This window comes from Enterovirga sp. CN4-39, from assembly GCF_049446235.1.
Taxonomy (GTDB): Bacteria; Pseudomonadota; Alphaproteobacteria; order Rhizobiales; family Beijerinckiaceae; genus Enterovirga.
This window is the reverse complement of the sequence record NZ_JBMSEF010000024.1, coordinates 1-24,304: the sequence shown is the minus strand read 5'-3', so window position 1 is coordinate 24,304 and position 24,304 is coordinate 1. Positions and strand designations below refer to the sequence as shown.

22 protein-coding genes are annotated in these 24,304 nt (G+C 64.1%); 9 read left to right on the top strand and 13 right to left on the bottom strand.

Features of this window, described 5'->3' with window-relative positions:
* Window positions 1-71: 71 nt before the first annotated feature.
* Both ACO2SS_RS25505 and ACO2SS_RS25500 read right to left on the bottom strand, forming a co-directional pair.
* A complete protein-coding gene (locus tag ACO2SS_RS25505) occupies window positions 72-2,072 on the bottom strand; it encodes a glycosyltransferase (RefSeq protein WP_423280670.1) in 2,001 nt (666 codons plus the stop codon).
* A complete protein-coding gene (locus tag ACO2SS_RS25500) occupies window positions 2,054-3,283 on the bottom strand; it encodes an HlyD family secretion protein (RefSeq protein WP_423280714.1) in 1,230 nt (409 codons plus the stop codon). Before ACO2SS_RS25500 ends, ACO2SS_RS25505 begins: the two co-directional genes overlap by 19 nt.
* Window positions 3,284-4,260: 977 nt before the next feature.
* On the opposite strand from ACO2SS_RS25500, the gene ACO2SS_RS25495 reads away from it, so the two are divergent.
* The 6 genes from ACO2SS_RS25495 (at window position 4,261) to ACO2SS_RS25470 (ending at window position 10,537) form a co-directional block, all read left to right on the top strand.
* On the top strand, window positions 4,261-4,866 hold the full coding sequence (locus ACO2SS_RS25495) for a DUF3489 domain-containing protein (protein ID WP_423280669.1): 606 nt from the start codon (window positions 4,261-4,263) through the stop codon (window positions 4,864-4,866).
* The gene (locus ACO2SS_RS25490) at window positions 4,866-5,315 is read left to right on the top strand and encodes a DUF2924 domain-containing protein (RefSeq protein ID WP_423280668.1); all 450 of its coding nucleotides are present in this window, start codon (window positions 4,866-4,868) and stop codon (window positions 5,313-5,315) included. The genes ACO2SS_RS25495 and ACO2SS_RS25490 overlap by 1 nt, the downstream gene beginning before the upstream one ends.
* The gene (locus tag ACO2SS_RS25485) at window positions 5,312-6,862 is read left to right on the top strand and encodes a recombinase family protein (protein ID WP_423280667.1); all 1,551 of its coding nucleotides are present in this window, start codon (window positions 5,312-5,314) and stop codon (window positions 6,860-6,862) included. The genes ACO2SS_RS25490 and ACO2SS_RS25485 overlap by 4 nt, the downstream gene beginning before the upstream one ends.
* Before the next feature lie 60 nt (window positions 6,863-6,922).
* Window positions 6,923-7,141 (top strand): hypothetical protein, encoded by a 219-nt coding sequence (locus tag ACO2SS_RS25480; RefSeq protein WP_423280666.1) that lies wholly within the window; start codon window positions 6,923-6,925, stop codon window positions 7,139-7,141.
* A 570-nt stretch (window positions 7,142-7,711) separates the two neighbouring features.
* Window positions 7,712-8,950, top strand: coding sequence for a DUF5681 domain-containing protein (locus tag ACO2SS_RS25475; RefSeq protein WP_423280665.1), 1,239 nt, complete (start codon window positions 7,712-7,714; stop codon window positions 8,948-8,950).
* Window positions 8,951-8,956: 6 nt separating this feature from the next.
* Window positions 8,957-10,537: a DNA modification methylase gene (locus tag ACO2SS_RS25470; protein WP_423280664.1), complete on the top strand. Its 1,581-nt coding sequence runs from the start codon at window positions 8,957-8,959 to the stop codon at window positions 10,535-10,537.
* A gap of 254 nt (window positions 10,538-10,791) precedes the next feature.
* Here ACO2SS_RS25470 and ACO2SS_RS25465 read toward each other — a convergent pair whose 3' ends face one another.
* A complete protein-coding gene (locus ACO2SS_RS25465; RefSeq protein WP_423280715.1) occupies window positions 10,792-11,967 on the bottom strand; it encodes a hypothetical protein in 1,176 nt (391 codons plus the stop codon).
* Here ACO2SS_RS25465 and ACO2SS_RS25460 point away from each other — a divergent pair.
* Window positions 11,859-12,353: a helix-turn-helix domain-containing protein gene (locus ACO2SS_RS25460; protein WP_423280663.1), complete on the top strand. Its 495-nt coding sequence runs from the start codon at window positions 11,859-11,861 to the stop codon at window positions 12,351-12,353. The two genes, ACO2SS_RS25465 and ACO2SS_RS25460, sit on opposite strands and share 109 nt — an antisense overlap.
* A gap of 167 nt (window positions 12,354-12,520) precedes the next feature.
* Here ACO2SS_RS25460 and ACO2SS_RS25455 read toward each other — a convergent pair whose 3' ends face one another.
* The 9 genes from ACO2SS_RS25455 to ACO2SS_RS25415 all read right to left on the bottom strand — a co-directional run bounded on the left by ACO2SS_RS25455 (window position 12,521) and on the right by ACO2SS_RS25415 (window position 20,755).
* The gene (locus tag ACO2SS_RS25455; RefSeq protein WP_423280662.1) at window positions 12,521-13,630 is read right to left on the bottom strand and encodes an NAD(P)/FAD-dependent oxidoreductase; all 1,110 of its coding nucleotides are present in this window, start codon (window positions 13,628-13,630) and stop codon (window positions 12,521-12,523) included.
* On the bottom strand, window positions 13,627-14,772 hold the full coding sequence (gene alr, locus ACO2SS_RS25450; protein WP_423280661.1) for an alanine racemase: 1,146 nt from the start codon (window positions 14,770-14,772) through the stop codon (window positions 13,627-13,629). Before alr ends, ACO2SS_RS25455 begins: the two co-directional genes overlap by 4 nt.
* Window positions 14,769-15,185 carry a Zn-ribbon domain-containing OB-fold protein gene (locus ACO2SS_RS25445; RefSeq protein ID WP_423280660.1) on the bottom strand — a complete coding sequence of 139 codons (417 nt, stop codon included), beginning with the start codon at window positions 15,183-15,185 and terminating at the stop codon, window positions 14,769-14,771. The genes alr and ACO2SS_RS25445 overlap by 4 nt, the downstream gene beginning before the upstream one ends.
* Window positions 15,186-15,194: 9 nt before the next feature.
* The gene (locus ACO2SS_RS25440) at window positions 15,195-16,358 is read right to left on the bottom strand and encodes a thiolase family protein (protein ID WP_423280659.1); all 1,164 of its coding nucleotides are present in this window, start codon (window positions 16,356-16,358) and stop codon (window positions 15,195-15,197) included.
* A complete protein-coding gene (locus ACO2SS_RS25435) occupies window positions 16,358-17,614 on the bottom strand; it encodes a CaiB/BaiF CoA transferase family protein (protein ID WP_423280658.1) in 1,257 nt (418 codons plus the stop codon). The genes ACO2SS_RS25440 and ACO2SS_RS25435 overlap by 1 nt, the downstream gene beginning before the upstream one ends.
* Before the next feature lie 84 nt (window positions 17,615-17,698).
* Entirely contained in the window at window positions 17,699-18,487 is a 789-nt protein-coding gene (locus ACO2SS_RS25430; protein WP_423280657.1) for an amino acid ABC transporter ATP-binding protein, read from the bottom strand.
* A complete protein-coding gene (locus ACO2SS_RS25425; RefSeq protein ID WP_423280656.1) occupies window positions 18,477-19,124 on the bottom strand; it encodes an amino acid ABC transporter permease in 648 nt (215 codons plus the stop codon). The genes ACO2SS_RS25430 and ACO2SS_RS25425 overlap by 11 nt, the downstream gene beginning before the upstream one ends.
* A gap of 8 nt (window positions 19,125-19,132) precedes the next feature.
* The gene (locus ACO2SS_RS25420) at window positions 19,133-19,789 is read right to left on the bottom strand and encodes an amino acid ABC transporter permease (protein ID WP_423280655.1); all 657 of its coding nucleotides are present in this window, start codon (window positions 19,787-19,789) and stop codon (window positions 19,133-19,135) included.
* Between the two features lie 33 nt (window positions 19,790-19,822).
* Window positions 19,823-20,755 (bottom strand): transporter substrate-binding domain-containing protein, encoded by a 933-nt coding sequence (locus tag ACO2SS_RS25415; RefSeq protein ID WP_423280654.1) that lies wholly within the window; start codon window positions 20,753-20,755, stop codon window positions 19,823-19,825.
* Window positions 20,756-20,793: 38 nt separating this feature from the next.
* Between ACO2SS_RS25415 and ACO2SS_RS25410 the strand changes: the two genes are divergently transcribed.
* Both ACO2SS_RS25410 and ACO2SS_RS25405 read left to right on the top strand, forming a co-directional pair.
* Window positions 20,794-21,582 (top strand): IclR family transcriptional regulator, encoded by a 789-nt coding sequence (locus tag ACO2SS_RS25410; RefSeq protein ID WP_423280653.1) that lies wholly within the window; start codon window positions 20,794-20,796, stop codon window positions 21,580-21,582.
* Window positions 21,583-21,634: 52 nt separating this feature from the next.
* Window positions 21,635-22,810 carry an aminotransferase class V-fold PLP-dependent enzyme gene (locus ACO2SS_RS25405; RefSeq protein WP_423280652.1) on the top strand — a complete coding sequence of 392 codons (1,176 nt, stop codon included), beginning with the start codon at window positions 21,635-21,637 and terminating at the stop codon, window positions 22,808-22,810.
* 1,185 nt (window positions 22,811-23,995) lie between these two features.
* Here the strand turns inward: ACO2SS_RS25405 and ACO2SS_RS25400 are convergent.
* Window positions 23,996-24,304 (bottom strand): LysR substrate-binding domain-containing protein (locus ACO2SS_RS25400; protein ID WP_423280651.1); only part of this gene is annotated, 309 nt, incomplete at its 5' end.

Here is a 24,304-nt window from a genome sequence, read left to right as displayed (position 1 = left end):
CGCGATGCGGTGAAGCACCATGCTGACCGGGTGCGGGTCTCGTCTCGAGCCGCGCCAATGCCAACTCGCTACTATTCCGAAGCAACGTGCCCTGGTGCTCCGAATGCCCGCAGCCACAGGCGGCCTGCGATGGCGGACTTGTCCAGCTCGATGACGTCTTGGGAGTACGCGCCAGTGTAGAGCTTGACGATCATCTGGTCGCGAGCGGCACCCTTCAGCGAAAAGGCGAGCTCGACCCTTAGGATTGGCCGCCGGCCCGTGCGCGTGGTCTCGAGAGGTCTTGCCGGGAACGGCTCCACCTCCGACATGTGGACCGTCATCTCCGGTGCAGTGTCCGTTCCGTGCGGAAGCTCGATCACGGCACGCTCCAGGCCTGCGCGGACAAGCCGCCCTGTGGTGAGCTTGCCGTTGCCTGACAGTGCGACCGGCTCATCGGCCCGAAAACTGTCGAGGAGCGGGCGCGCCTTTTCAAAGCAGATCAGCGATGCGATCACGAGCACGGAGATGTTCACGGCCCCCCACCAGGCGGCCACGATCGAGAACTCGCCCTCCGGAATGCGTCGCCATTCCGGGACGATATTCATGACAAGCCCCAGTCCCGTCGCCGCGATCAGGACGGCGCAGCAGGCGAAGGTGTAGCCGTCGAAACGGTTGTCTTCGTTGCCTGATCCCTTCGGCGTCACCTTGAAGGGCCGCCCGAACGGGCGGATGAGAGACGAGATGACGGTGGGCAGCATGCGGAAGGTGGAGAAGGTTCCGACTGCGCTCGAGACAACGGGCAGGTAGCGGGTCGGCGTGATCCACGCCATCAGGAGGAAGTATGCCAGCAGCACTGGCACCTGATAGGAGAGAATGTCCTCAATGCTCGTGAAGTAGAGGGGCGGGATCCCCGTGAGGAGATAAACGGGAGGCACGATCAGGATCGAGAGACGGACCACGTATTGCACGAGCCATGAGACCGGCAGGAACATGATGCGCTGGAACAGCGTGAGGCCGGGGCCCTGCAGCGGGCCATTGCTCAAGAAGAGCGTCTGGATCCCGCCCTGGCACCAGCGCTCACGCTGGACGAAGTAGCCCTTCAGGTTTTCGGCCGCGAGCCCCATCGAGAGCCGCTCGTTGAGGTAGCGCGTCTTGTATCCCTTGTTCAGCATCGCGAGCGTGGTCAGCAGGTCCTCGGTGATGCTCTCGGTCGGAAAGCCGCCGATCGCGTCCACGGCCGCGCGCCGGGCGATCGAGCACGACCCGCAGCAGAAGCTCACGTCCCAGGCGTCGCGGCTTGCTGCCATCTCGTCGAAGAACAGGCGCTGCTCGTCGGGCCAGACGTGCTCGAGCGAGAGGTTCGACTGGACAGGGTCGCTGTTGAAGAAGTGCTGCGGGGTCTGGACGATCCCGGTCTGCGGGTCGGAGAAGAAGGGGAGAGTTCGTCGCAGGAAGTGGCGATAGGGTACGAAATCGGCATCGAAGATGGCGATGAAGTCGCCGGACGAGACCTTCAGGCCGTTGTTCATGTTGCCGGCCTTGGCGTGGGCATTGTCGGGACGGGTGACGTGGATCGCGCCCTTCTCCTCGCAAAAGGCGCGCAGCCAGTGCCGGCGGCCGTCATCGAGCACGTAGACCTTGAGCTTCTCCCGCGGGTAGTCGAGCGCCAGGGCGCCGACGATGCTCCGCGCGAGCACGTCGATCGGCTCGTTATAGGTCGGAATGAACACGTCCACGCTGGGCAGCTCCCGCTCGGGCTGCCGGAAGTAGTCCTGCGCGAGGAGGTCGGCTTCCGCGGTGCGGTCGCGGAAGCGGCTCATCGCGACGAGGAACAGCAGGATGTCGGTGAAGGCGAGGAGCTCGACAACGAATAGGAGCCAGGCCCACCAATAGGGGGCGCCCTCGTCAGGTTCGATCGGCAGGACGGTGTCCGTCAGGCGCCAATGCAGGTAGCGCACGGCGACGGCGAGCACGACCGCGCAGGTGATTGTCCGGGTCCACGTGCGATGCCGAGGCCAGTTCAGCGCGAAGATGAGGAAGTAGGCCGCGACCAGGAATGCCGGGGCGAGCGCCTCTAGGTAATGCTGAACCATATCGCCCTGATCCAGCGCTCCAGCGGCAAGGAGCGGGCGTCGAAACGCACCTGGACCGTCCGCCCGACTTGGCAAAAGTTCGAATAGTCTGCGTTGAGTTCAGACTCTTCGAGCGCGACCCGGATTCGGGCGTTCCGCCCCTGGCTCTTCGGCGGGGTGGCCGCCAGGATCACCTCCTCCACGACCGCCTGCGACCCACGCACGGAGACCACCTCTCCGCCGAGAGTGTCCGCCCGTCCAACGAGCCTGATCCGGGCTTTCCGGCCTGGATAGATCTCGTCGTAGTCGACTTCGGAGACCAGAATGTCGACGAAGAGGTCCCGGCAGTCGAGAACACGCAGGAGTTCATTGCCTACGACAACATTTGAGCCAGAAACAACGGCATTTCGCCACACTACGCCAGGAAAGGGCATTCTGATGTTTGCCGACTCGAGGCGCCTGACGCGATCTTCCTCTTCGGCGAGTTGTTTCTCGATCTGTGCGACACGCGCCTCGTTCTCCCGAAGCCGGGTGTCCAGATCGGCGATTTGGATGCTGACCTCGTCGTGCCGCTGGCGCGAATAGGGCACATCGTTGCGACCGTCGCCGAGATAGATCCCCTTCCGCAGGGCCTCGAGCTGCTCCTGCAGGCGCTTCGCCTCTGCGGCAGCAACAAGGCCTTCGCCGGCGGAAGTCGCCTGCGCGGCGCGCGCTTGCTCGACCTGGGTGCCCGCCACATAGCCGGTCAGCCCGAGGGTGCTGCGGCGCTGCAGTTCTGCAGACGTTGCTTGCTGCTGGGCCTTGTTGATCGCGACCCTTTGGGCCGTGGCTGCGATTTCTTGCTCAAGCGAGCGGATTGACGCCTGCTGATAATCTCCGAGGCGCGTGGCCAGCTCCTCCCGCAGGCGGCCGAGACGATTGCGCTGAAGATCGAGCGCTTTCAACCGCTCCCGCGTCGTTTCCAGTTCGGCGGATAGCGAGGCGGCCACGGCCCGGTTGACGCGCTGATTCCCGATCGAGAGCAGCAGGTGCCCTGCGCGGAGAGGCGTTCCGACTTTCGGCGGGGTGTTCTGAATCGTCCCCTCTATTGGTGCGGTCACGACGGTGAAACGCGCATTCACTGTTCCGTCGAGACTCGTGAAGCCCGTCAGCGAGGGAAGGAGGTTGAGGATGGCGAGCCCGAGAAGGAGAAAACCGACCGTGAGTCGAACGGCGCGCTTGTTCCAAAACATCGTTGGCTCGATAAACTCGGGCCTCGACCAACGCGCGTTCCAAGCCAACGTTCCCCGGTGCAACGAGGCCGACACGCAGGCTGACGAAGCTGCAGCTAGCTGAGCAAGATGACTTGCAACTGACCGGTTGATAAGGCTTACCGTTTTTAGCGCGAAGACTTAGAAATTTTCCGAGAGAGTATTTATCGTTCATATATCTCCTGACGGTCGGCTGCTTAGTGCTTGAGGGGAGCGCGCAAACCGAGATACGTTTCTTGCGGACGGTAACTCGAGAGCCGAAAGCGACTGTCCTCGATTGCTGCGTCCAGAGACCCTGGAACGCGGTGTTTCGTACTCCGGCTGCCTGCCCCTCCGTCGCTAGAGATGCCGGAACCGGACGCGCCGAGGGTAAGCTTAGGATCAGGTCGGCTGGTTGGCGAAGCTGCCAGTGAGCCCGCCCTAGAGCGGACACTCCCAACGTGCCATTGGGTCAGAAACGCTGGTTCGGCCGCATTCCAGCTGAACGGCCCGGAAGCAGACCTGCCGAGCGTCGGCTTGGGGTCAGTTTTGCCCGTTGCGGGCGCTTTCAGGGGCTCAACAATCGCCCGCTTCGGCCTTGTCGCTGAGGTCTGTTGGTTTCGCTGGACTACGGCCGGGAACGGAGCATGTGTGCTGTCCGTCGGGGGTGACGGGAGACACGCGCATGACGATTAGCATCGCGGTGGTGGGTGCGGCCGCGAGGTCCAAGGCGACCATGGCGTACTCTGCGGTTGGGGCCGTAAGATGGTCCGGATGGCCATGGATCTGGACGTGCCTGTTCATCAAACCCGGACGCTGCGTGGCGCGAACTGCGTGCTGAGCCGTGCGCCTTGCGAGGCGGGCAGTGCGGCTTCCTCCTGACTAGATTCTGCGTGCTCTGCGCCTCGCCCCGCCGGCCTGTGTGGCCGATTGCGGGGTCGGCCTGGTGCCGGGGCTGCTCCCGGCGTTCGGAGCGACAGATGACGATCACCCTGACCAAGACTGAGACGACCCTGTTGGTCGAAGCTGCCGGACAAGGCGGCATGGTTGTGATTCCTGGGACGACGAAGCCGGCGACACGGCAGCGGCTCCTGGGCCGCTTCGAGCGAGATGGGCTCGTTCGCCCGGAGGATGATGCACACGTGCTCACGCCGGCAGGCTACCGCGCCATCGGACTTCGGCCCTCGCGGCAGAAGCGGAGCGCCAGCGTCGAAAAGGGGGCGCCTTCTCCGGACGGGGCGACCTCGCCGGGCGCCGTCCGGACCGGCACGAAACGAGCAATCATCCTGGACCTGCTCGGGCGCGGCGAGGGCGCGACCCTCGACGAGCTGATCGCTGTCACGGACTGGCTGCCGCATACCACGCGGGCGGCATTGTCGCGGATCAGGAGCGCCGGCCAGGCGCTCACCAAGACTGCGCGGCCTGACGGAACGGTTGCATATCGGATCGAGGCGGCAGCAGGTCCCGCCGAACCCGGATCGCAGCCGACGAGATCGGGAGTCGCTTCCGCCTCTAAGGCTCGCACCAGCCCCGCCCCGCGCGGCCGTAAGAAGGCGGCCGGCGATGCCGTCCAGGACGCTGCCTGATGCGCCGCAGCGTCCAGGAGGTCGAAGCTGAGATCGCGAGTCTTCGCGATCTCGACGCTGTCGCGCTCCGGGTACGGTGGCGCGCGGCCACGGGCAAGGCGGCGCCGAGGCAGGTCTCGGCCGCGCTGCTCCTGAGGATGCTGGCCTATCGCATCCAGGCCGAGGCCTTCGGGGACCTCTCGCGCAAGAGCGTTCGAGCTCTCCATCGGATCAGGGAGGGCGATGCGGTCCCTCTGCCTGAGCGGCGGGAGAAGCCCGGGACCGTGCTCGTGCGGGAGTGGAACGGCATCCGGCATCACGTCATGACGATGTTGGATGGGTTCGCCTGGAACGGCGGCACCTATCGCAGCCTCTCGGAGGTCGCGTTTGCCATTACCGGGACCAAGTGGTCCGGGCCGCGCTTCTTCGGACTTAAGCCCGGATCACAGGATCAGGGGAGGGCGGCTTGAGCGCCCGACCCCAACTCCGCTGCGCGATTTATACCCGAGTCTCGACCGAGCACGGGCTCGACCAGGAGTTCAACTCGCTCGACAACCAGCGGGAGGCTGCCGAGGCCTACATCAAAAGCCAGGCCCACGAGGGCTGGCGGCTGATCCGCGACCGCTACGACGATGGCGGCTTCTCGGGCGGGTCGCTAGACCGACCCGCCCTCAAGCAGCTCCTCGCGGACATCCAGGCCCGCCGCATCGATGTGGTGGTCGTCTACAAGGTTGACCGCCTCACGCGAAGTCTCGCGGACTTCGCCAAGCTCGTCGAGCTCTTTGATGCACACGGGGTGTCGTTCGTGTCCGTCACCCAGGCCTTCAACACGACGACCAGCATGGGGCGGCTCACGCTGAACGTGCTGCTCTCGTTCGCCCAGTTCGAGCGGGAGGTCACGGGTGAGCGCATCCGGGACAAGATCGCAGCTTCCAAGCGCCGGGGGCTCTGGGTCGGCGGCAATGTCCCGCTCGGCTACCGGGTCGAGAACAAGAAGCTTGCGATCGTGCCAGAGGAGGCCGAGCAGGTCAGGCTCATCTTCCGGCGCTACCTCGAACTCGGCTCGATCGGGAAGCTCCTGGCGGACCTGCGCGAGCGCGGAATCGTCACGAAGGCCCTGATTAGGGACGGCGTTCGGGTGCGGGGCGGCATCCCGTTCACCCGTGGGCCGCTCGCGTATCTGCTCCGCAACCGCTTCTACCTCGGCGAGATCGTCTTCAAGGGTGCCATCCACGCGGCGGAGCATCCAGCGATCCTGGAGAAGGAGCTGTTTGAGGCCGTGCAGGGGAAGCTCACTGAGCAGCGCAACGCTGAACCGGTCAGCGGCGGTCGCTCCGGCTCACTCCTGACCGGCAAGCTCTACGATGACCGCGGCAACCTGATGAGTCCGAGCCATGCCAGGAAGGGGGGCCTCAGGTACCGATACTATGTGAGCCGGCCCCTGATAGAGGGGCATCCTGCCGATGCAGGAGCGGTCCGACGTGTCTCCGCGCCCGAGATCGAGCGCCTCGTGCTCGATGCGCTCCGTCAGCACGTGTCTACCAAAATGCCCGACCAGGATCTGATCCCCTCGGTCGATCGGATCGACATCGAAGCCAGTGCGATTCGCATAACACTCCCGCCGGCCACCTCAGAGGAGCAGCCCTCCTTGCTAGAGATCCCGTGGCAGCGATCATCGTCACGCAGGCACCGTGAGGTGATCGCGATACCTGGCCGGGATCGCCCTCTCCGACCGATGCGGGTCGAGACCCGCGCGACCCTGCTGCAGTCCATCGCCAGAGGGCGGCGCTGGTTAGAGGAGATCGCAAGCGGCCGGGCCGATGGCCCCGACGCCATTGCCAGCCGCGAAGGCTGCTCGCGCCGCCAGGTGAACGCCACCATCTCGCTCGCGGGCGTTGCACCGGACATCGTCGAGGCCGCCATCGCAGGCCGCCTTCCCCATGGGATCGCGCTGCGCGACCTTACTGATCCGCCGCTCGCCTGGTCGGAGCAGCGGAGGCGGCTTGGGATCTCCTAGGATAATATTGACAGCAAGGATATAATCCTATACGCTCATCCGATCTTGATGGAGGATCGGATGCGCGACGAACGCCAGCTACAGCTCACCTCAACCTGGCTTAACATCATCGCCGGCGGCATCGTCTCCGGTGGAACAGTCAGTCAGCTGGTCGCGATCGCGAGCGGCGCTTCCGTCGAGATCTCCCTAGGGCTTATTCTGCTCTGCATCATGGCTGGAGCCGGCCTACACCTTGCTGCGCTTCGCTGCATGAAATGCACCTCAGACCATCAGCGATAAGGTGGACCCGCTCCGGTCGGCGATGCTCGCGTGCTTCGGGGAATCACTTTTTCGGAGCATCGGAGACGGGACGGCCAAACCGGCCTCGAGTCCGGCTCAGAGACGCAGATCGGGCGTCGGAGCCGCGCGCGTTCCCGCTAAGTCCTTGGAACTACGCCGTCTCTGGCGCTCCGCCAAAAACCGCAGGTTCGAGCGGAATGCGTGGTGGTGGGGCCAGTCAGGGTCGAAACGGTCTCCGCATGGGCCCTGCTTTTACAGGGATCGCGGAGGTGCGATGCAGGGAATTCTTATCGAGCTGCAGGGACGCCTAAAGGCTCATCCGCAGAAGGCGAAGGGAAATGGGAGCAAGTCGAGCAATGTGTTCTGATCATTGAAAGTAGTTGACCAAAAATCAGGACTGACCTTCGCGGTAAGATCCCGACTGACACAGAATCATGACTATGGTCTGTCTCAATCTTGCCTGTGGATTTGTCACGGTGCTGCTTTTCAATCGAGGCGATTACGTGGATAAGGGTGCGCCTAGTGTGGAGATCACCCGTGGCTCGAACAGCGCACCTCGCGAGATCAAGGATGTTTGGGGCAGCCGAGCGGGCGAAGCAGCAACAAGACAGCGACTACTGGCAGCATCTTCGCGCGACCTTCTTCGAGCCTGTGTCCATTACGATCGGCGGTAGACGTCGGAAGATGCCGCGCGTTCACGCGTATCATCACACTCTGCAATCCAGAGCGGCTCAAGGTGACGTCTCGGCGATCTCCGAACTCCGGCATCTGGCGGAGAAGCTAGAAAACGACGGCATCCTGGAGCGGGCAGGCGCCGACCCGGCAGACAATCCAGTTGCCGTAGCAGAGGAGAAACATGCCGCCATGCTGGAGGCGGTGTCGCCGGTGATCTTGATGCTGGCCTACGCCATGCAGGAAGACTTTCGATCACACGTCGAAAGCTGCGTTCCTGGCGTTTCAGTCGAGGAATATACATGGCCAGGATGGAAGATATACCTCACCGACACGGCGGTGGAGCGCGTCGAACGCGCACTCGCCGGAGCGCGGCGGCGCGCCGATGCCGAGCCCGGTGTCGGCTACCGGAGCCCGCCCAGCCGGACACAGTTCCAGCCAGGCCAAAGCGGGAACCCGGCCGGCAAGCAGCCAAGATCCGACGCCTTCGATGTCGTGCGAGCAGGACTAACCGCGCTTGTATCGGTCAAAGCACCGGATGGAGGAACCAAGAAATTAACGATCAGCGCGATCGGATGCATCAAGCTATTCGAGCAAGCGATGGGTGGTAAACGAGGAGCCCAGCGCGAGCTGCGTAAGATAGCATATGAACTCGAACGTCGCGGCCTCCTAAAGCTACCTGCGCCCCGCCGAAGGCGGCCAAGACGGAGCAAGCTCCAGAAGGAAAAAGACCTGCTCCTCATGCAGATGTACGCGCGCGTTCTGATGCCGATCGTCAAGAGAGACTTGATGCAGGCGTACACTGATCGGTACGGGCCTCTGAAGCCGCTTACAACCTCGCTGGAGCGGCGTTTGGGGCCGCTCGAAACGAGCCCTGTGTTCGCCACACTCGCCCCAGGCCTCCAGAATCTCTGCCGGACAATCGAAAGCCTAAACGATGGCCGCTGGGCTTACCGGCCGCGTGAGCCGGACGAGAATGTCGAGGCTGCGCGAGCTGAACCGGATGACTTCACTTTAGAGGAGCAGGAGGCTGCCGGCGAGGAGAGGGATGCGTCCGCAGATCTGGAGGTCGTGTCAGCGCCGCGGCCGGTCAAAGTCAAACGGAGCAGAACTCGCACACGGAAGATCGCGCGGTGATTTCGGTTGGACGCCCGGATCGTCGATTCGATCGAGCTTGAAACAGCAGGTCCCTTCCTCACGCCCAGATGCGACACCTGGAGGACGCGAACGATGCAGAAAATTCCCTCTCGATCCTTAAACCTTGCACGGGGCTTACGGGCCACACTGGGCAGTAAGGACGTCGAACGCAGAGCCGAAACCGAGAAGCTGAGCCGGAGCGATCATCTCCGCCGCCAGCGGAACGATCTCCTGGTCGGTCTCACCCGGGTTGACCGGGATCCAGACACGCTGACGATCCCGAAGCGCAACGTGCGGGGCGTCAAGGAGAGTCACGTCAAGGAGGTGATGAATTCGATCGAGTTTCTCGGCTTCTCCGACCCCGTGCTGATCGATCAGAACGGCGAGGTCATTGACGGAGTCATTCGCGTCCTGGCCGCGCGAGCGCTCCGGCTGCCGCTGATCCCGTGCGAGCTGACTGCCGCACACACCGCAACAGAAAAGCGGATCCTGCGCCTGACGTTAAACCGTCTGGGAGAGAAAGGCGATTGGGTGCTCGAGCCGCTCAAGGCGGAGGTGTCTGAGCTCATCGTTGAAGATGCTCCCATCACTATCACGGGCTTCGAAGAGGTCGACCTGGACGGCTTGCTGGAAGAATCGCCCAAGGCTGTCGAGAAGGGACCGCTCGAACCGCCTGATCGGCCTGCGATCTCGAGGCGAGGAGATCTCTTCCTTCTCGGCCGCCACAGAGTGCTGTGCGGGAGCGCCATCGAGCCGCTCGACATCGCCCGCGTCACGGCGGGATCGCAGGCCAGGCTCGTTTTGACCGACATACCGTACAACAAGAAGATCCGGGGCAACGTCACGCGGGGTGCGCATCGTGAGTTCGTCATGGGCAGCGGAGAGATGTCCGACGACAAGTTCCTGGATTTCAACCAAGCCTTTGTGGCAACCGCTATCCCGCACCTCATGGATGGCGGCATCCTCGGGACGTTCATTGACGGTGACGGTCTTCCGTTCGTGCTGATGGGCGCGCTGTCGGCCGGGCTCGCGCAGCTGAGCCTCGTGGTCTGGGTCAAGTCGAACGCGGGGATGGGTGGCCTGTACCGATCGCAGCACGAGGTTCTCCCGCTGTTCAAGAAGGGTACGGAGCGGCATGTGAACAACATCAAGCTCGGCCAGAACGGGCGTTCGCGCTCGAACGTCTGGCGCTACCCGGGCGCATCCGCGATGGGCTCGGACGCCCGAGCTGGCCTGAAGCAGCACCCAACCGTTAAGCCTGTGGCGATGCTGAAGGCGGCAATGTTGGATCTCACCAATCCCGACGAGATCATTCTCGACCCATTCCTCGGATCCGGCTCAAGCGTCATTGCGGCTGAAGAGTGTCGGCGGACCTGCTATGGCACCGAGCTCGATCCGCGCTATGTTGACGTGATCATTCAGCGTTACAATGCTGCAACGGGGCAGGAAGCTCGTCTCGAGGAGACAGGCGAGACCTTTGCCGAGCTGACGCAGCGACGCGCCCGCGAGGCAGCTGCAGCGATGGCCGTCGATGCGATCCGGACCTCGCGAGGCCGCTCTCGACCGGCAAGGCGACAAGCCGCTTAGCTTCCGGCGATAGGCAATGTCGGACCAGGCCGCAATAGGCCGAGGGTTTCAGCGTTTCTCGGCCCTGACCCGGCACAGCCTTCGCTCGTCGCTGTCGCGAATGAGCCCGCAGTCGCTGGGCCGGCGCTCGGCTTGGGCGTAGCAGGCGCGGCGGATGTCGGGGTTGCGGATGAGTCCGCATTCGGAGCTGCCAGCCTGGGCTGCTGGGGCCGCTGCGAGGGCCAGGATGACCGCCAGGCAGGGGAGGGCGGCTCTCACGCTTCGGGCTCGGCCGAAGCGTCCGGCTTGGGGTGGCGCAACTCGTCGACGAACCAATCCATGACCGCCAGGAACGCGGCCGTCGAAGCAGGCGTGAACGGCGCGAGCGGGATAGTCTTGCGCTTCGAGACGGCGTCGGGTGGCAGCCTGATCCCGGGTACGGCGTTCAGGCGGTCGAGCAGCGCTTGTCGGCGAGGGAGGGCGTCGAACACTGGCTTGCCGAGCATATACTCGAAATAGACCACGACCGACGCGTCCGAGTGCAGTCGGAGCGCCGTAATCTCAGCCGCCTCCTTGCGGAACACCGCCCCCATCGAGCCCCAGCTCGGGTTGGCATTGAACGCGACCCGATCAGACCGCGCTCTTGTCCAGCTGGCGATCGCGCTCGCGGCTTCGACGACAGCTGAACTTGAGCGGGCCGCAATCTCGGACATGATGGAGGCTTCGTCCCAGGCCCGGCTCTGCTTAGGGCCGCTTGCTCCGCCTCCCTTCTTTTGCGCCGCATCCTGCGTCTGCCCAAGCACGATTGGCACGAGGGTCCTCAGTCCCTGGCCTTCGTACTGCCTAAGTTCGATGGCGAGGACCTCAGCAGGATCCATCTGTCGGTTCAGGAACTCGACCACGCGCCGCAGCTCCGGCGGAATACGGTCGGCCACGAACAGGAGGCGGACGCGCCCGGCTTGCAGGTTCGTGCGCACTTGGGCCCAGAAGCCTTCCGGATCGCTGTCCTGACCGATCAGTTCGGCCAAGGCGCTCTCTGGGTCTCGCTTTTCGGCTTGGCAGCGTGAGGACAGCTGCGCCCGAATCGCTTCGACGGGCCAGTGCAGGACAGAGTTTGCCGCGTAGTCCAGCATCTGTCCGATAACCTCCCGCCGAATGCGGGTGTCGGTGCCTCGCTTGACTTCCACAAGTGTCGGGACACCGTCCTGATCCAGGAAGAGATGATCGAGCGACCAGCGGTCCCCCGCTCCCTCTTCGGCCGGTATCCCTTGCTCGCGGGCAATGAGCAGAAACCTGCGTGGCGCTGCAGCATCGATCTGGTCACCGGCTAGTAGCTCCGGGAATGACGCGAGCAGGCGCTGAAAGTCGTCCTCGGTCGCAAAGCTCGCCGCCTGCATGGCGACGAGCGTCGCCTCATCGCGCAGCACGAAGACACCTGTGCCGGCATTCATTATCCCGTCTCCGACCAGGGCAAAGACGCCCGCCCGAGCTGTCGCTCTGCTGGCCGGCGCAGTCCAGCGGAATATCTGCTTTTTGGATAAAGGCGCTCGCCTTCTACTTCGCCTGCCGGTTCTCGCCAAAGCGGCCCGGCATGCCTCGATCCCTCAGCTCAGCCCGGCAGAAGCGCCTGGCAGAGCTCCTGATTCAGTACCGGGAACAGGCTGGGTTCAATCAGGCTGAGGTCGCGAAGGCGCTCGGGCGGCACCAACCATTCGTCTCGAACCTGGAAAGCGGTCAACGACGGCTTGACGTTGTCGAATTGCTCGACCTTGCCGAGGCGATTGGCTTTGATCCGGTGCAGCTGCTCCAAGAACTCATACGAGTGCCTAAGAGCTGATGCCAAGCTTCAGTGAAGTCAGAGTTTGCGCTCTTCGGAAAATGCACGCCGGTTACCAGGACTGAAGTTGGCCGGAGCGGAACGGCTGCTTGCGAGCTCGCGGCCTGAGAAGTGACGGCTGGTACCAGAGCTCCACTTCAGATTTCGCCGAAGCGGCGTATTTCTTTTCAACGCGCGGGGTCTACTTGCTCCTGTAGCGGGTGCTGCCGGGAGCCAGTGATGGCTGTAGCCACCAGCTCGCCGACGGCGGGGGAGGACATGACTCCCGCTCCCCCCAGCCCCGCCGCCCAGAAGAAGCCGTTGACCAGCGGATCTGGGCCGATGACCGGGGCGTCGTCCGGCGAGAATGTTCGGTGGCCTGCCCAGCCGCGGGTGACACGCCGGACCTCGACCGTCGTGAGGTGCTCGACAGCATCGACGATCTCGGCGATCCGGAGATCGTCGCTCATGCAATCTCCTGGACGGTCTGGTTCGGCATCCATGAGGCTTGCAAGCAGCTGCCCGGCCTCGGGCTTCATGTAGAAGGGCCACGATGGGCAGCGGAAGAACGGCCACTCGTACGGGACGATGGTGGCGGGCAGTGGAATGGCCGCAATGTGCCGCCGCCTCGGCTCGAAGGCGATCGTGCGTGCTCCGCAAAGGGCCGCGACCTCGGACGCCCAGGCGCCCGCGGCGTTGACGACGGTTCCGCAGACATAGCGGTGCGCGTTCGTTTTGACGCCGGCGGCTCTGCCGCCAGAGATCTCGATTGCCTCGCAGCGTTCGCCTAGCCGCAACTCGACTCCCGCACGGCGCGCGCCCGCCAAATACCCCATGGACAAGGCGTGGACATCCAGCGGGCCTGCACCGGGGTAATGCGCAGCGACTGCGAACCAGTCCGTCCGGAGGATGGGCACCAGCGCTGCCACATCGGTAGGAGAAAGGGATTGCACCTCGATTCCAGATGATCGCGCGGAATCAACCTCTGCGGTGAGCGCATCCGCGTCCTTCTCGAGTGCCGCGACAACGGCTCCGCGCCGGGTCAGGAGAGGCGCATCGGAGAAGCCCTCAGGAGGATTCTCGAAGAAGGGGAGGCTAGCCTGCGCTAGCGCCGAGAAGCACGCCGTGTCGTAGATCGGCAGAAAATAGGAGGCGTTGCGGCCCGTGCTGTGGACGTTCAAGCTCGTCTCGGCTTCTAGCAACACCACACTGCCGGCACCCTGGCGGGCGAGCGCGTAGGCGATGCTCGCTCCGACAATCCCGGCGCCGATGATGACGATGTCGGCGGACCGGGTCACGATTCAGGATGCCCGTAGTCACGCCGGAGGTGATCACGCAGGCCGGCAAGAAGCGAAAGGCCGTCCAGTCCCCATGTGGCCTCGACCTCCTCAAGTGTGATCGTCTGCGCGCCTTGGCGGCCGATCAGCGTGACCTCGTCTCCTGGCCCGGCCTCAGGGACACCGGTGAGATCCAGCCGCAGATGTTCGAGATGGACAGGGTTGAGGATCGGAACGGGGCGGCCCTGCACCAGCGCCCGTGCTCCGTCTCGAAAGCGGCGCGGCAGGCCGTCGCCCCACCCGACGGGCAGGACACCGATCCGGGTGCCGACCTGCGCCGGAAAGGGTGAAAGCCGCTGGTCCTCGGGCACGGCCGTGATCGTCTTCGCGATGAGGATGCGGGATCGGAACGCCGCGAGCGCCGGCCGCAGATCCAGTTGGCGCTCGAGTGGCCCAGCGGGGGTGACGCCGAACAACAGCCGCCCTGGATCGACGCCCGAGAGATCGAGATCAGGCCGTTGCATGACGAGCGCGCTGTTCGACCCCATGACGAAGGGGATCTCGGCTCCGGATGACTTTGCTGCGGCCGCGGCCTCGCGCAGGCGCGCGACCTGCCATTCGAGATACCCTGCTCCCTCCGGACCGCCATAGGTGTGAAAATGCGTGTAGATGCCGGCCAATGTCAGGTTCGGGCTGTCGACGATCGCTGCCAGGAGAGCGCCCAACTCCGAGGGTTGGGCCCCGCCCCGCATCAGGCCGACATCGAACTTGGCGAAGATCGATCGCCGCTTTCCAAACGCCGCGGCCCAGGATTCGGCCTCTTCCGGGGTCGAAACGGTAGGTGTCAGATCGAGATCGGACACGGCAGCGGCGACCTCCGGCAGGCAGGTCGGATAGAGCATCACGGGCGCGGTGACGCCCGCGCGACGGACGCTGACCGCGTCATCGATGTTGCCGACCGCTAGCCCGTCGGCGCCGCCCGCGATCGCGGCCCGGGCGATCGGGCCAGCGCCGCAGCCATACGCGTTACGTTTCAGGCAGGCATAGATCACAACCTGCCTGCCAACTGCCTCCCGCAGGCGCTGGACGTTGTGGCGGAACGCTCCGGGATCGATCTCCAGCCACGTGGGGCGGAGGGATCTCTCTGCCGGTTCGCGCTTCATCGGGCGGCTTCCGCCCGGAAGGCGAGCAGCTTCTGCTCGGGTGTATGTTGGACGAAAACCGGTCCGACGGCGTCGCCGATCTTCGGCGGGCGGGACGGGTCTCCCTCGATGCGGCCGTAGAGCACCGGCCCTTCCTCAATCTCCACCGCTGCGAAGATGTAGGGAGTCTCCGCCATGAAGCCGTCGTGGTGGGGGCGGTGCACGACCGTGAAGGTCTTGATGCGACCGCGTCCGGAGACCTCAACCCAGTCTAGGTCGCCGCTATGGCAGACGGGGCAGCAGACGCGAGGATAGTAGATGAAGTGCCGACACTCGGGTGCCGCACAACGCTGCATGAGCACTTTGCCTTGGTTGCACGCGGCAAAAAAGGGCGCATTCACGGCGTCGATGCGCGGCAGAGGCTTCGTAACCATGTTGCGGTCCTATTCCACACGCTCGAGGATGGCTGCGCTCGCGGACAGGCCGCGGCCATAGGCGATCATCCCGTAGCCGCTTACTAGGCCGCGGCGGCAGTCGATCTGGCGTTCTCCGGCCTCGCCCCGAAGCTGCATCACGCCCTCGTAGACGCCGATCATGCCCCCGCTTGCGCCCGCCTGTCCGGCCGACAGCTGGCCACCACCGGTGTTGATCGGGAAAGAGCCGTCTGTGGTGATGTCTGTATCGCGCACAAAGGCGAAGGCTCGGCCTGGCTCGGCGATCCGGAGACCTTCGAGTTGGATGAAGCACATGACCGGGTAGTCGTCGTAGAGCTGGGCGAATTCCATGTCCTCGGGCCCAAGGCCCGCCCGCTCGTACATGCGCCCGGAGAAGCCGGACCATCCAGCCGTCAACGAGTAGGGAGCGCCGGCCGGGTAATTGTGGAGCTCGCCGCCGGAGCGGATCCGAACGAGAGGAACCTTCAGCCGGCTCGCAATCCGCTCGCTGACGAGGACCACGCAATCTCCGCCCACGCAGGGCAGAACGCAGTCGTACAGCCGAAGGGGATCTGCGATCGGCCGCGCGTTGAGATAGTCCTCGAGCGTCATCTCTGACCGGAGAAGCGCGTTCGGGTTTTTGCGCGCGTTCTGTCGGAGCGCTACGCAGAAGCGCCCGAAATCCTCGCGTTCCGCCCCGTGCCGCTCCATGTAAAGCCGGGTCTGGAGGGCGAACATGCCGTTCGCGCCACCAAAGCCGTGCGGCGACATGTAGTTCTGGACCGAGCCGTTGAAGCGGTCGAGGGTTTCGTTGTGCGAGGTCACGTCGTAGGCGTCGGCTGCGACGCAGAGCACCACGTCCGCATCGCCGTTCCGGATAGCTCGGGCGGCGTGCATCATCCCAATGATGCCGGACGCGCCGCCATAGACTCCATGGAAGAGAAACCGCGCCTCGATGCCGAAATGCTCGGCGAGCGTCGTCGCATTGTCGGGCGGTAGGTTGAAACAGGTCACCGCGAGGCCGTCGACCTCCTGCCAGCCAAGGCCGGCGGAGCGGAGCGCCGCGTCGCTCGCCTCGAAAAGCAGCCGGGTCGCCTTCTTAGAGGAGCGCTTCTCGTAGACGGTCTGACCCGCCCCCGCGATGAAGACGCCATCAAAAGGGTTCTCCCGCATCAGATGACACCCTCGGCTTTCAGGGAGGAGAATTCGGCCTCGTTCAAACCGAGCTCGCCTATGAAGATCTCCCGATTGTCCGCTCCGAGCGCGCGGCCCGAGTGGCGCACCTCGCCGGGCGTGCCAAGAAAGCGGGGCGCTACGTTCTGCATCCGCACCTCGCCGAAATCCTCGTCGGGGACGGGGACGATGTTCTCGCGCGCTGCATAATGGGGGTCGGAGAAGATATCCTTGATGTCGAGAACCGGGCCGGCCACCACATCGGCGCGCTCGAAGATCTCGGCGATCTCGGCGAAATCGCGATCCGCGAACCAGCCCGAGATCTCTGCATCGAGCGGATCGGCATAGGTGCAGCGCGAAGCGTTGTCGCGGAAGCGCGGATCGCTGATCAGCTCCGGCTTCTCCATGGCGCGCGCAAGGCGCTCGAAGGTCTTCTGGGACGAGGCCGAGATTCCAACCCAGCGCCCGTCCCGGGTACGGTAGGTGTTGCGCGGGGAATCCTCCGCAAGCCGATTGCCCTGCCGCTCCTTCACGATCGCAAGCTGGTCGAAGCCGATAACCTGGGCCTCCGCCAGCCTGAACAGAGGCTCGTAGAGGCTGACGTCGATTTCCTGGCCGCGGCCCGATCCGCCCTGGTCGCGGTTGTAGACGGCAAACATGGCGGCCATCGCCGAGAAAGTCGCGGCGACCGAATCGGCCATCGGGAAGCCCGGAAGCGTCGGCGGACGATCGGGAAAGCCCGTGAAGGACGGAATGCCGCTGAACGCCTCCGCGATCGTCCCATACCCTCCGCGCTTAGCGTAGGGGCCCGTCTGGCCGAAGCCGGACACCCGGACGAAGACGAGACGCGGATTGATGCGAGAAAGCACGTCGTAACCCAGTCCCCATCGCTCGAACGTGCCGGGACGGTAATTCTCGATGACGATATCGGCGTCACGAATGAGCTGCTTGAACAACTCCTGGCCGCGGGGCTTGGACAGAGTGAGCGTGACAAGGCGCTTGTTTCGCCCGATGACCTTCCACCACAAGGATCGATCGTCCTTGATCGGCGCCCAGTGACGCATCGAGTCCCCGACACCTGGAAGCTCGATCTTCGTGACGTTGGCTCCGAAATCGGCGAGATGCGTCGCCGCGAGCGGCCCCGCGATCATCGTTCCAGCGTCGATGACCTTGAGGCCACGCAGCGGTCCGTTGAAGTTCGCGGGACCCGCGCCGGCCGAGGTTCGAGAGGCGAGTTCGAGAAGGTCAGGAGACATCTGGGTTCTCGGAAAGCGGCTGATCGGAACGGGTTGAAATCGAACGACGAGCTATCGCCGGGACCAGGAAAGCCTGGGCCGGCGTCATAGTCGGTAACCCTCACGGAAGTGACGGAGAAACGCCTGCAGCCGCTCGGTCTGCGGGGCGCGGAACACCTGATCCGGCGGCCCTGCCTCGACGATGCTGCCGCCCGACATGAAAACGACCTCGTCCGCGGCGTCCCGTGCGAACGCCATCTCGTGGGTGACGATGACCATCGTCATGCCGCTCTCGGCAAGTTGCCGCATGACGGCGAGCACCTCGCCGACGAGCTCCGGATCGAGAGCGGAGGTAACTTCGTCGAACAGCATCGCCTTGGGCTGCATGGCGAGCGCGCGCGCTATGGCTACGCGCTGCTGCTGCCCGCCGGAGAGCTGGCCTGGATAGGCATCGAGCTTATGAGCAAGGCCGACCCTGTCGAGCAGCCCGCGTGCGATCTCCTCGGCTTCGGATCGCGGCAGGCCCTTGATGCGGACCGGCCCGACCGTAACGTTCGCGAGCACAGTCATGTGCGGAAATAGGTTGAAGCTCTGGAACACCATGCCGAGCGCGGCGCGCTGGCGTGCGATCTCGCGCTCGGGCCTCCGGCGCCTCCTGCCGTCATCGGAATAGCCGAGGGGCTCGCCGTCGATCCGGATCTCGCCCTCCTCGAACTGCTCCAGGAAGTTCATGCAGCGCAGGAGGGTCGTCTTGCCCGAACCGCTCGGGCCGATGAGCACGACTGCCTTCCCGCGATGTACATCGAGATCGACCCGGTTCAGCACCTGGACGCTGCCGAAGCGTTTGGAGACGCCCCGAAGCTCGATCGCTGGGCGCGTGCTCTCAATGGACATAGCTGAACCGCTTTTCGAGATACCGTCCGCCCAAGGACAGCCCGTAGCAGAGGAGGAAGTAGATCAGGGCAACCGCGCCGAAGACCTGGAAGGAAGCAAGCGTTCGCTCGACGATCTGCCGTCCCGCCAGGGTCAGCTCCCACAGCCCAATGATTGACACGAGCGAGGTGCCCTTCACGAGCATGATCATGGTGTTGATGTACGAGGCGGCCGCGAGGCGCATTGCTTGCGGCGCGATCACCTCACGCATGAGCCGCCAGCCGTGGAAGCCGATGCCGCGGGCGGCGTCCCATTGCCCCTTCGGCACGGCCAGGACTGCGCTGCGGAAGATCTCCGCCATGAAAGCAGAGAAATACGCGGAGAGGACGAGAATGCCGCCGACCCGCGGCGACAGATCGATCCCCGTATAGGGAAGCGCGAAGTACATCGCGAAGAGCAGGACGAGAAGCGGCACGCCCCGCATCACATAGAGCCAGACCTCGACGAGGTAGCGGAGCGGAGCAACGGCGAAGAGCTGGCCCAGCGCAAGAACCAGTCCAAGGATGGTCGCCAGAAGGCCGCTCGCGAACGAGAGAAGAACCGTCTCGCCCGTTGCCGAGAGGAGAAGCGGCCAGCTGCGGAGGACAACGTCGAACATCGCCGGGCTCAGGCCAGAACGCGCACGCGGCGCTCGATCAGCCGCATGGTGCCGCTGAAGAGCGAGACGAGGAGTAAGTAGAGGAGGGCAAGCGTGAAGAAGACTTCATAGACCGCAGCTGTGCGGTCCGCGAGGAGCCGGCCGGCGTGCGTCATCTCGGCAACCGAAATCGTCGACACAAGTGCGGTATCCTTGATGATCGCGACTCCCTGGTTGGAGATCGGGGCGACCACGCGCCGAAGCGCCTGCGGCAGGATGACGATGAAAAAGGCTTGGCGGCGGAGCATGCCGAGCGCTAGACCCGCCTCAGTCTGGCGCCGGGTGACCGACTCGATCCCCGCGCGGTAAATCTCCGCGACGTAGCCGCCGTTTTGCAGCGTCAGCGCGAGGAGGCCGGCGGCGAAACCGCTAAGTGGAAACCCGGCCATCCCCGAGCCGAAGAAGATGAAGTACATCTGCACGAGGACGGGGGTGTTGCGGACGAGCTGGATGTACCCGGCCGCGAGATTACGGATCGGAGACGAGCTGGAACGGCGCAGCCCGACTACGATGAGGCCCCACAGGAGCGAGAGGGCGAATGCCAGTGCGCTGAGCTGGACCGTCACCACCAGTCCCTCCAGGAAGAGGGGCAGGTTGCGCACAACGAACCCGAAGTCGAAGTTCATCGACGGATTGTTCCGCTCGCCCGATGAGAAAGCTTACTTCGCGGCGGCAGCCGCGCCGTAAAAGCGCTGCGGCGGCGGATTGCGGCCGAACCACTTCTGGTAGACCTCGACATACTCGTTGTAGCGCGAGCCGGCGGTCAGTTCCTGGACCACGGTGTCGAGAAACAGCCACCACGCGAAGTCGCCGGGCTTCAGGAAGATCGCGTTGTTCTGCACGTTGCCGAGCATCTCGGGCAGTACGATCAGATCCTGGGCGTTCTCCTTCCCGTACCAGTCGACCACAGGGCTATCGAACTGCATGGCGTGCGCCTGGCCCGTCTTTACCGCCAGAAACATGGCGCTGGGAGTGTCGAAGGTCAGGGTCTTGGTGTTGGGAAGAAATCGCTTCTGACGGTCCACCATCTGAGGATTGCTCAGGTTGGCGAGCGTGAACTTCGCGTTGTTCAAGTCGGCGATTGAGGTGACGCCCGCATCCTTGCGGACCAGCAGCGATATGCCGGAATCCATGTATGGCCGGGTGAATGCGACCCTCATGGCCCGATCCGGGTAGACCGTCGTCGAAGCGATCCCGAAGTCCGCACGTCCCGAAAGGACGCTCGGCCAGCGCCCCTCGCTCGTGACGGTAACGAAGTCGATCTTGCTAGGATCGCCGAACATGCTCTTCGCGATCAATCGGGCGATGTCGATGTCAAAACCGACCAGCTGCCCCTTCTCGTCCGTGAAGCATAGAGGCGGCGACGTCCCAAACGTCGACACGATGAGCTTGCCGCGCTGCATCACCTCCTCGAGCCGGGACCCCTGGGCCTGCGCCGAATTCGTTCCGGCAAGAGCGCCCACGGCCATGGCACCCGCGGCAATGATTGCTGCCGGGTACCATCTTTTCAGCAGATCGCGGAGCGCTCTCATCAGATCCCCCTTTTTCCGAAATATGGAATTGCGTTTATCAGTTTTCAGGATACAACCCATTTGGTCAAGCTACTTTTCCGGCAGTGCCGAGAGGATCCGTGCCGAAACATCGTGCAGTTGCCGAAGCGCTGGATCGGGCGGGCGATCAGCCGCTCGACCGGGCCCTCGCTGTCCTTGAATTCGTGCTTGATCAGCGTGGTCCGGTAGCTGCCAGCATCGTCGCCGAGGCGACCGGCCTACCGCCCGCGACCGTGCATCGGATCATCCTGCAACTCGAAGCCCGGTCGCTTCTCAAGCGCGCGCTCGGCTCGAAGAAGCTCCTGCCCGGCGCCCGGCTGGTCGCGCTCGGAACTCGCATCCTGAGCGCCGCCTTCGTGGCCGACGAGACCCATGCGCTCCTGGTCGCGCTGGCATCGAAGCTGCAGGAGCATTGCCACGTCGGGACGATCTCGGGCGGCGAAGTCTGCTACGTCGACTCGGCCCGCAGTGCGCGCCGGTCCGGGCTTCTCTTCGAACCCGGCGGACGTGCCCCGATCTACTGTACCTCGATAGGCAAGGTTTACCTGGCAGGGCTCCCGCAGGCCGAGTTCCAGCAGGTCGTGGCAGCGATCGACTTCAAGGCGTTCACGCCGAAGACCATCGTGACTGCGGCCCGATTGGCCGACGACATCGCCCAGGTGCGCGCCCGGGGATGGGCCGCGACCGACGAGGAATTCACCCCGGGCGTCGTTGGTTGCGCAGTCCCGCTGCGGAACACCAAGGGCGAATTCGTCGCCGGGCTCGGCGTGTCGCTGCCCGCCGCCCTATGCCGCTACGAGGAGGTCGGGAAGTTCATCCCCGATCTTCTGGAAACCGCATCTCAGATCGAAGCGACCCTCGCCACGTGAGGTCAAATGGAGCTGCTCGCCGGCTCCAACCTCAGAAGACCAGGAGCAATCCATGTCCAGGCATTACGACGTCGCGGCGGTCCGCCGGGAGTTCCCGGTAGTGGACCGCATGCTCTACCTGGACTCCGCCCATCAAACGCCGCTCGCGACGAGCATCAAGCAGGCGCTGATCCGGTTCTACGAGGAAGGCAACGAGCTGGCCGGGCCGAAGCCCGTGTGGCTGCGCCGCGTCGATATTATCCGCGAGCGGGTTGCTGCGCTCTTTAGCGCCTCGCCGTCCGAGATTGCGTTCGTCAAGAACACGTCTGAGGCCATGAACATCGCCGCCAACGCGATCCCGTTCGCGCCGGGCGACAACGTTCTGCTTGTCGAGGGTGACCACCCGAACAACGCATATGCCTTTCTGAACCTGCAACGGCGGGGCGTGGAGGTCCGCTTCGTCCAGCTCCGGGAAGGAGCCGTCGACGCCTCTACCTTTGCGCACCACATCGATCGTAACACGCGAGCGATCTCGCTGTCGCACGTGACCTTCCATTCCGGGCATCGCTTCGATGTCGCGTCCGTCGGCGCGTTCTGCGCGGAAGCGGGCATCTACCTTATTATTGATGCGATGCAGTCGACGGGGGTCATCCCGCTGGATCCAAGTCAACTCGGGGCGACGATCGTCGGCTCCGGGTGCCACAAGGGCCTGCTCGTCCCCCAGGGGCTCGGGATCCTTTACTGCCAGTCTGGCCACCAGGAGCTTCGTCCGGCCTATATGGCAATGTCTAGTCTCGCCAAGCCGCCGGTCGATTATATCGCTCGCCCCGAGAACATGGCTCTACGGGATGATGCCAGCCGCTTCGAGATCGGGAACTTCAACCTGCCAGACATTCATGCGCTGTCGGCGTCGCTCGACCTCCTGGAACGCGTCGGGATCCCTAACATTGAGGCTCATCTCTACGACCTCGGCGACCATTTGATCGACCATCTGGACGAGGCCGGGATCAGCCTCGTGGGTCCGCGAGATCGCGCGTTGCGCTCGCCCCACATCTACGTGCTCGATCTCCCGGGTGACGGATGGGCGGAGTACCTTGCCGAGGAGCAGGTCCGTGTCTCGCCGGAGCGCGACGGCATCCGGGTCTCATTCGGATTGTTTAACACGAATAGAGACGTGGACGACTTCATCAGAATCGTTCGACGCCGGCTTGGAGCGACCCGCTCGAGAGACCTTGCGCCGACAAGCTGAAAGCCGATGAAGGTACAACCGGTTGGCGGGCGTTCTCCTTTTTTCAGGTGGGCTGGATCGGAAGCCGAGCATTCCGATTTCAGAGATGAAGCATCCCACATCTGTGCTCTGCTTGGTCGGCACGGCTGCGCTCGTCTCGCGCGGGTTCGTACGTTGGAGCGAGCCGGAGGTAAAAAGGAGGGACATGGCGTCGTGAGCCTGCCTCCGCGTGCCCGCGCCCGAGACGCTTGCCGCATATCCCTGCGGTGTCGTCCGCCTCTGCTGCTAGATCTGAGGGCGGAAGGGAGGCTATAGGCTCGCTGGAATGGTGACGCAGTACGGTCCTGAGCGGTCGCTGCTTCGACTGCTGGCAGCTCTATTGGCTGACTGCCCAGCCCGCGATCCGTCTCTGTACGATCACGCCCAGGGTACGAGCGACCGCGGTCGCGCCAAGTTCGCCGACTGCGGTCCGGTCCAGCCAATGCCCGACCTGCCCCTGGCATACGCAGGCTCAGGTTGATTGAGGGCGGGACGGGCGCGCCGACACCCCGGCATGCAGGCCGCATCCCGTAATGGGCTCGCAACCCGCGGGCGTGCGATCAGGATGGTCGCGAGATCGTGCGTGTCACGATCGTCCGCGCACATGCTGACGGCATCGTCGTGGTGATACCTTGCGACAGGCGGGCAAGTCGCCGATGGCACGGCAGGCATCCGGCTCCTGGAGCAACGGCCTGACTGCAGCATCCTGCACGCCGATAAGGAACCAACACCGACGCGATACGTCGGAAGGCGAGGGGAGCGGGGCGGCTCTTAATGTCCTGTCCAGGGTCACCAGACGTCGCCGTGGGAAGGCGTGCTTCTCTCGCGCTCTTGACCGCAGCCACGACGCCTCGAGCGCACGTCCTGCCGTCTCACGGATTTTCGCCTCCTTACGACCCGCTACGCTCGGCTCACACCGTGTCCCTCGCCCATAAGCTGCCAATCTCCCTGCACAATCCCGGTGGCGCAGCCAGCCCGCCACCGTGACAAGGCGCGAAAACTCTAGCTTCCGGTGCTCCAAAGCAGGGGAGCGGACCACAAGGCTCGAAAACTCCAGCTTCCTGTGCTCTAAAGAAGGGGTGCGGACCACACCAACCCCGGGCTCCAGCCATGACCGGAGGAGGTCAGGGGCTCAGGTCAGGGGCTGTATGTCTGGCTAGGTGCGACTCAGGTCAGCCCGGCAGCGAGTCTGGCGTCCCAATGTCCCGTCCGAACCAGGTCCGCAACTTCTTTTTTGAGCTGAGTGAACAGTACTTCGCTCGCAGGGCTAAGTGGTCGGAGATCGTTCTTGCAGAGAGAAACACTCCAACTCAGTGCCGGTCTTTCGATAGCTAGCGCCGCCACGTAGCCGCTTATCAGCTCTTGTCGGACGGCGGTCATCGGAAGCACACTGAACCCTTCGCCGTGATGAGCAAGCTCAACCATCAAGCTCAGAGCATCCACCTCCACGAAGCGCGCAGGCTGCAATCCTGCCTC

What these genes read in the sequence shown, in the direction of transcription:
- ACO2SS_RS25505 (WP_423280670.1), bottom strand. Translation starts at nt 2,072, where the DNA reads ATGGTTCAGCATTACCTAGAGGCGCTCGCCCCGGCATTCCTGGTCGCG.
- ACO2SS_RS25500 (WP_423280714.1), bottom strand. Translation starts at nt 3,283, where the DNA reads ATGTTTTGGAACAAGCGCGCCGTTCGACTCACGGTCGGTTTTCTCCTT.
- ACO2SS_RS25495 (WP_423280669.1), top strand. Translation starts at nt 4,261, where the DNA reads ATGACGATCACCCTGACCAAGACTGAGACGACCCTGTTGGTCGAAGCT.
- ACO2SS_RS25490 (WP_423280668.1), top strand. Translation starts at nt 4,866, where the DNA reads ATGCGCCGCAGCGTCCAGGAGGTCGAAGCTGAGATCGCGAGTCTTCGC.
- ACO2SS_RS25480 (WP_423280666.1), top strand. Translation starts at nt 6,923, where the DNA reads ATGCGCGACGAACGCCAGCTACAGCTCACCTCAACCTGGCTTAACATC.
- ACO2SS_RS25475 (WP_423280665.1), top strand. Translation starts at nt 7,712, where the DNA reads ATGTTTGGGGCAGCCGAGCGGGCGAAGCAGCAACAAGACAGCGACTAC.
- ACO2SS_RS25460 (WP_423280663.1), top strand. Translation starts at nt 11,859, where the DNA reads ATGACGCGAGCAGGCGCTGAAAGTCGTCCTCGGTCGCAAAGCTCGCCG.
- ACO2SS_RS25465 (WP_423280715.1), bottom strand. Translation starts at nt 11,967, where the DNA reads ATGAATGCCGGCACAGGTGTCTTCGTGCTGCGCGATGAGGCGACGCTC.
- alr (WP_423280661.1), bottom strand. Translation starts at nt 14,772, where the DNA reads ATGAAGCGCGAACCGGCAGAGAGATCCCTCCGCCCCACGTGGCTGGAG.
- ACO2SS_RS25445 (WP_423280660.1), bottom strand. Translation starts at nt 15,185, where the DNA reads ATGGTTACGAAGCCTCTGCCGCGCATCGACGCCGTGAATGCGCCCTTT.
- ACO2SS_RS25440 (WP_423280659.1), bottom strand. Translation starts at nt 16,358, where the DNA reads ATGCGGGAGAACCCTTTTGATGGCGTCTTCATCGCGGGGGCGGGTCAG.
- ACO2SS_RS25435 (WP_423280658.1), bottom strand. Translation starts at nt 17,614, where the DNA reads ATGTCTCCTGACCTTCTCGAACTCGCCTCTCGAACCTCGGCCGGCGCG.
- ACO2SS_RS25430 (WP_423280657.1), bottom strand. Translation starts at nt 18,487, where the DNA reads ATGTCCATTGAGAGCACGCGCCCAGCGATCGAGCTTCGGGGCGTCTCC.
- ACO2SS_RS25425 (WP_423280656.1), bottom strand. Translation starts at nt 19,124, where the DNA reads ATGTTCGACGTTGTCCTCCGCAGCTGGCCGCTTCTCCTCTCGGCAACG.
- ACO2SS_RS25420 (WP_423280655.1), bottom strand. Translation starts at nt 19,789, where the DNA reads ATGAACTTCGACTTCGGGTTCGTTGTGCGCAACCTGCCCCTCTTCCTG.
- ACO2SS_RS25415 (WP_423280654.1), bottom strand. Translation starts at nt 20,755, where the DNA reads ATGGGTTGTATCCTGAAAACTGATAAACGCAATTCCATATTTCGGAAA.
- ACO2SS_RS25405 (WP_423280652.1), top strand. Translation starts at nt 21,635, where the DNA reads ATGTCCAGGCATTACGACGTCGCGGCGGTCCGCCGGGAGTTCCCGGTA.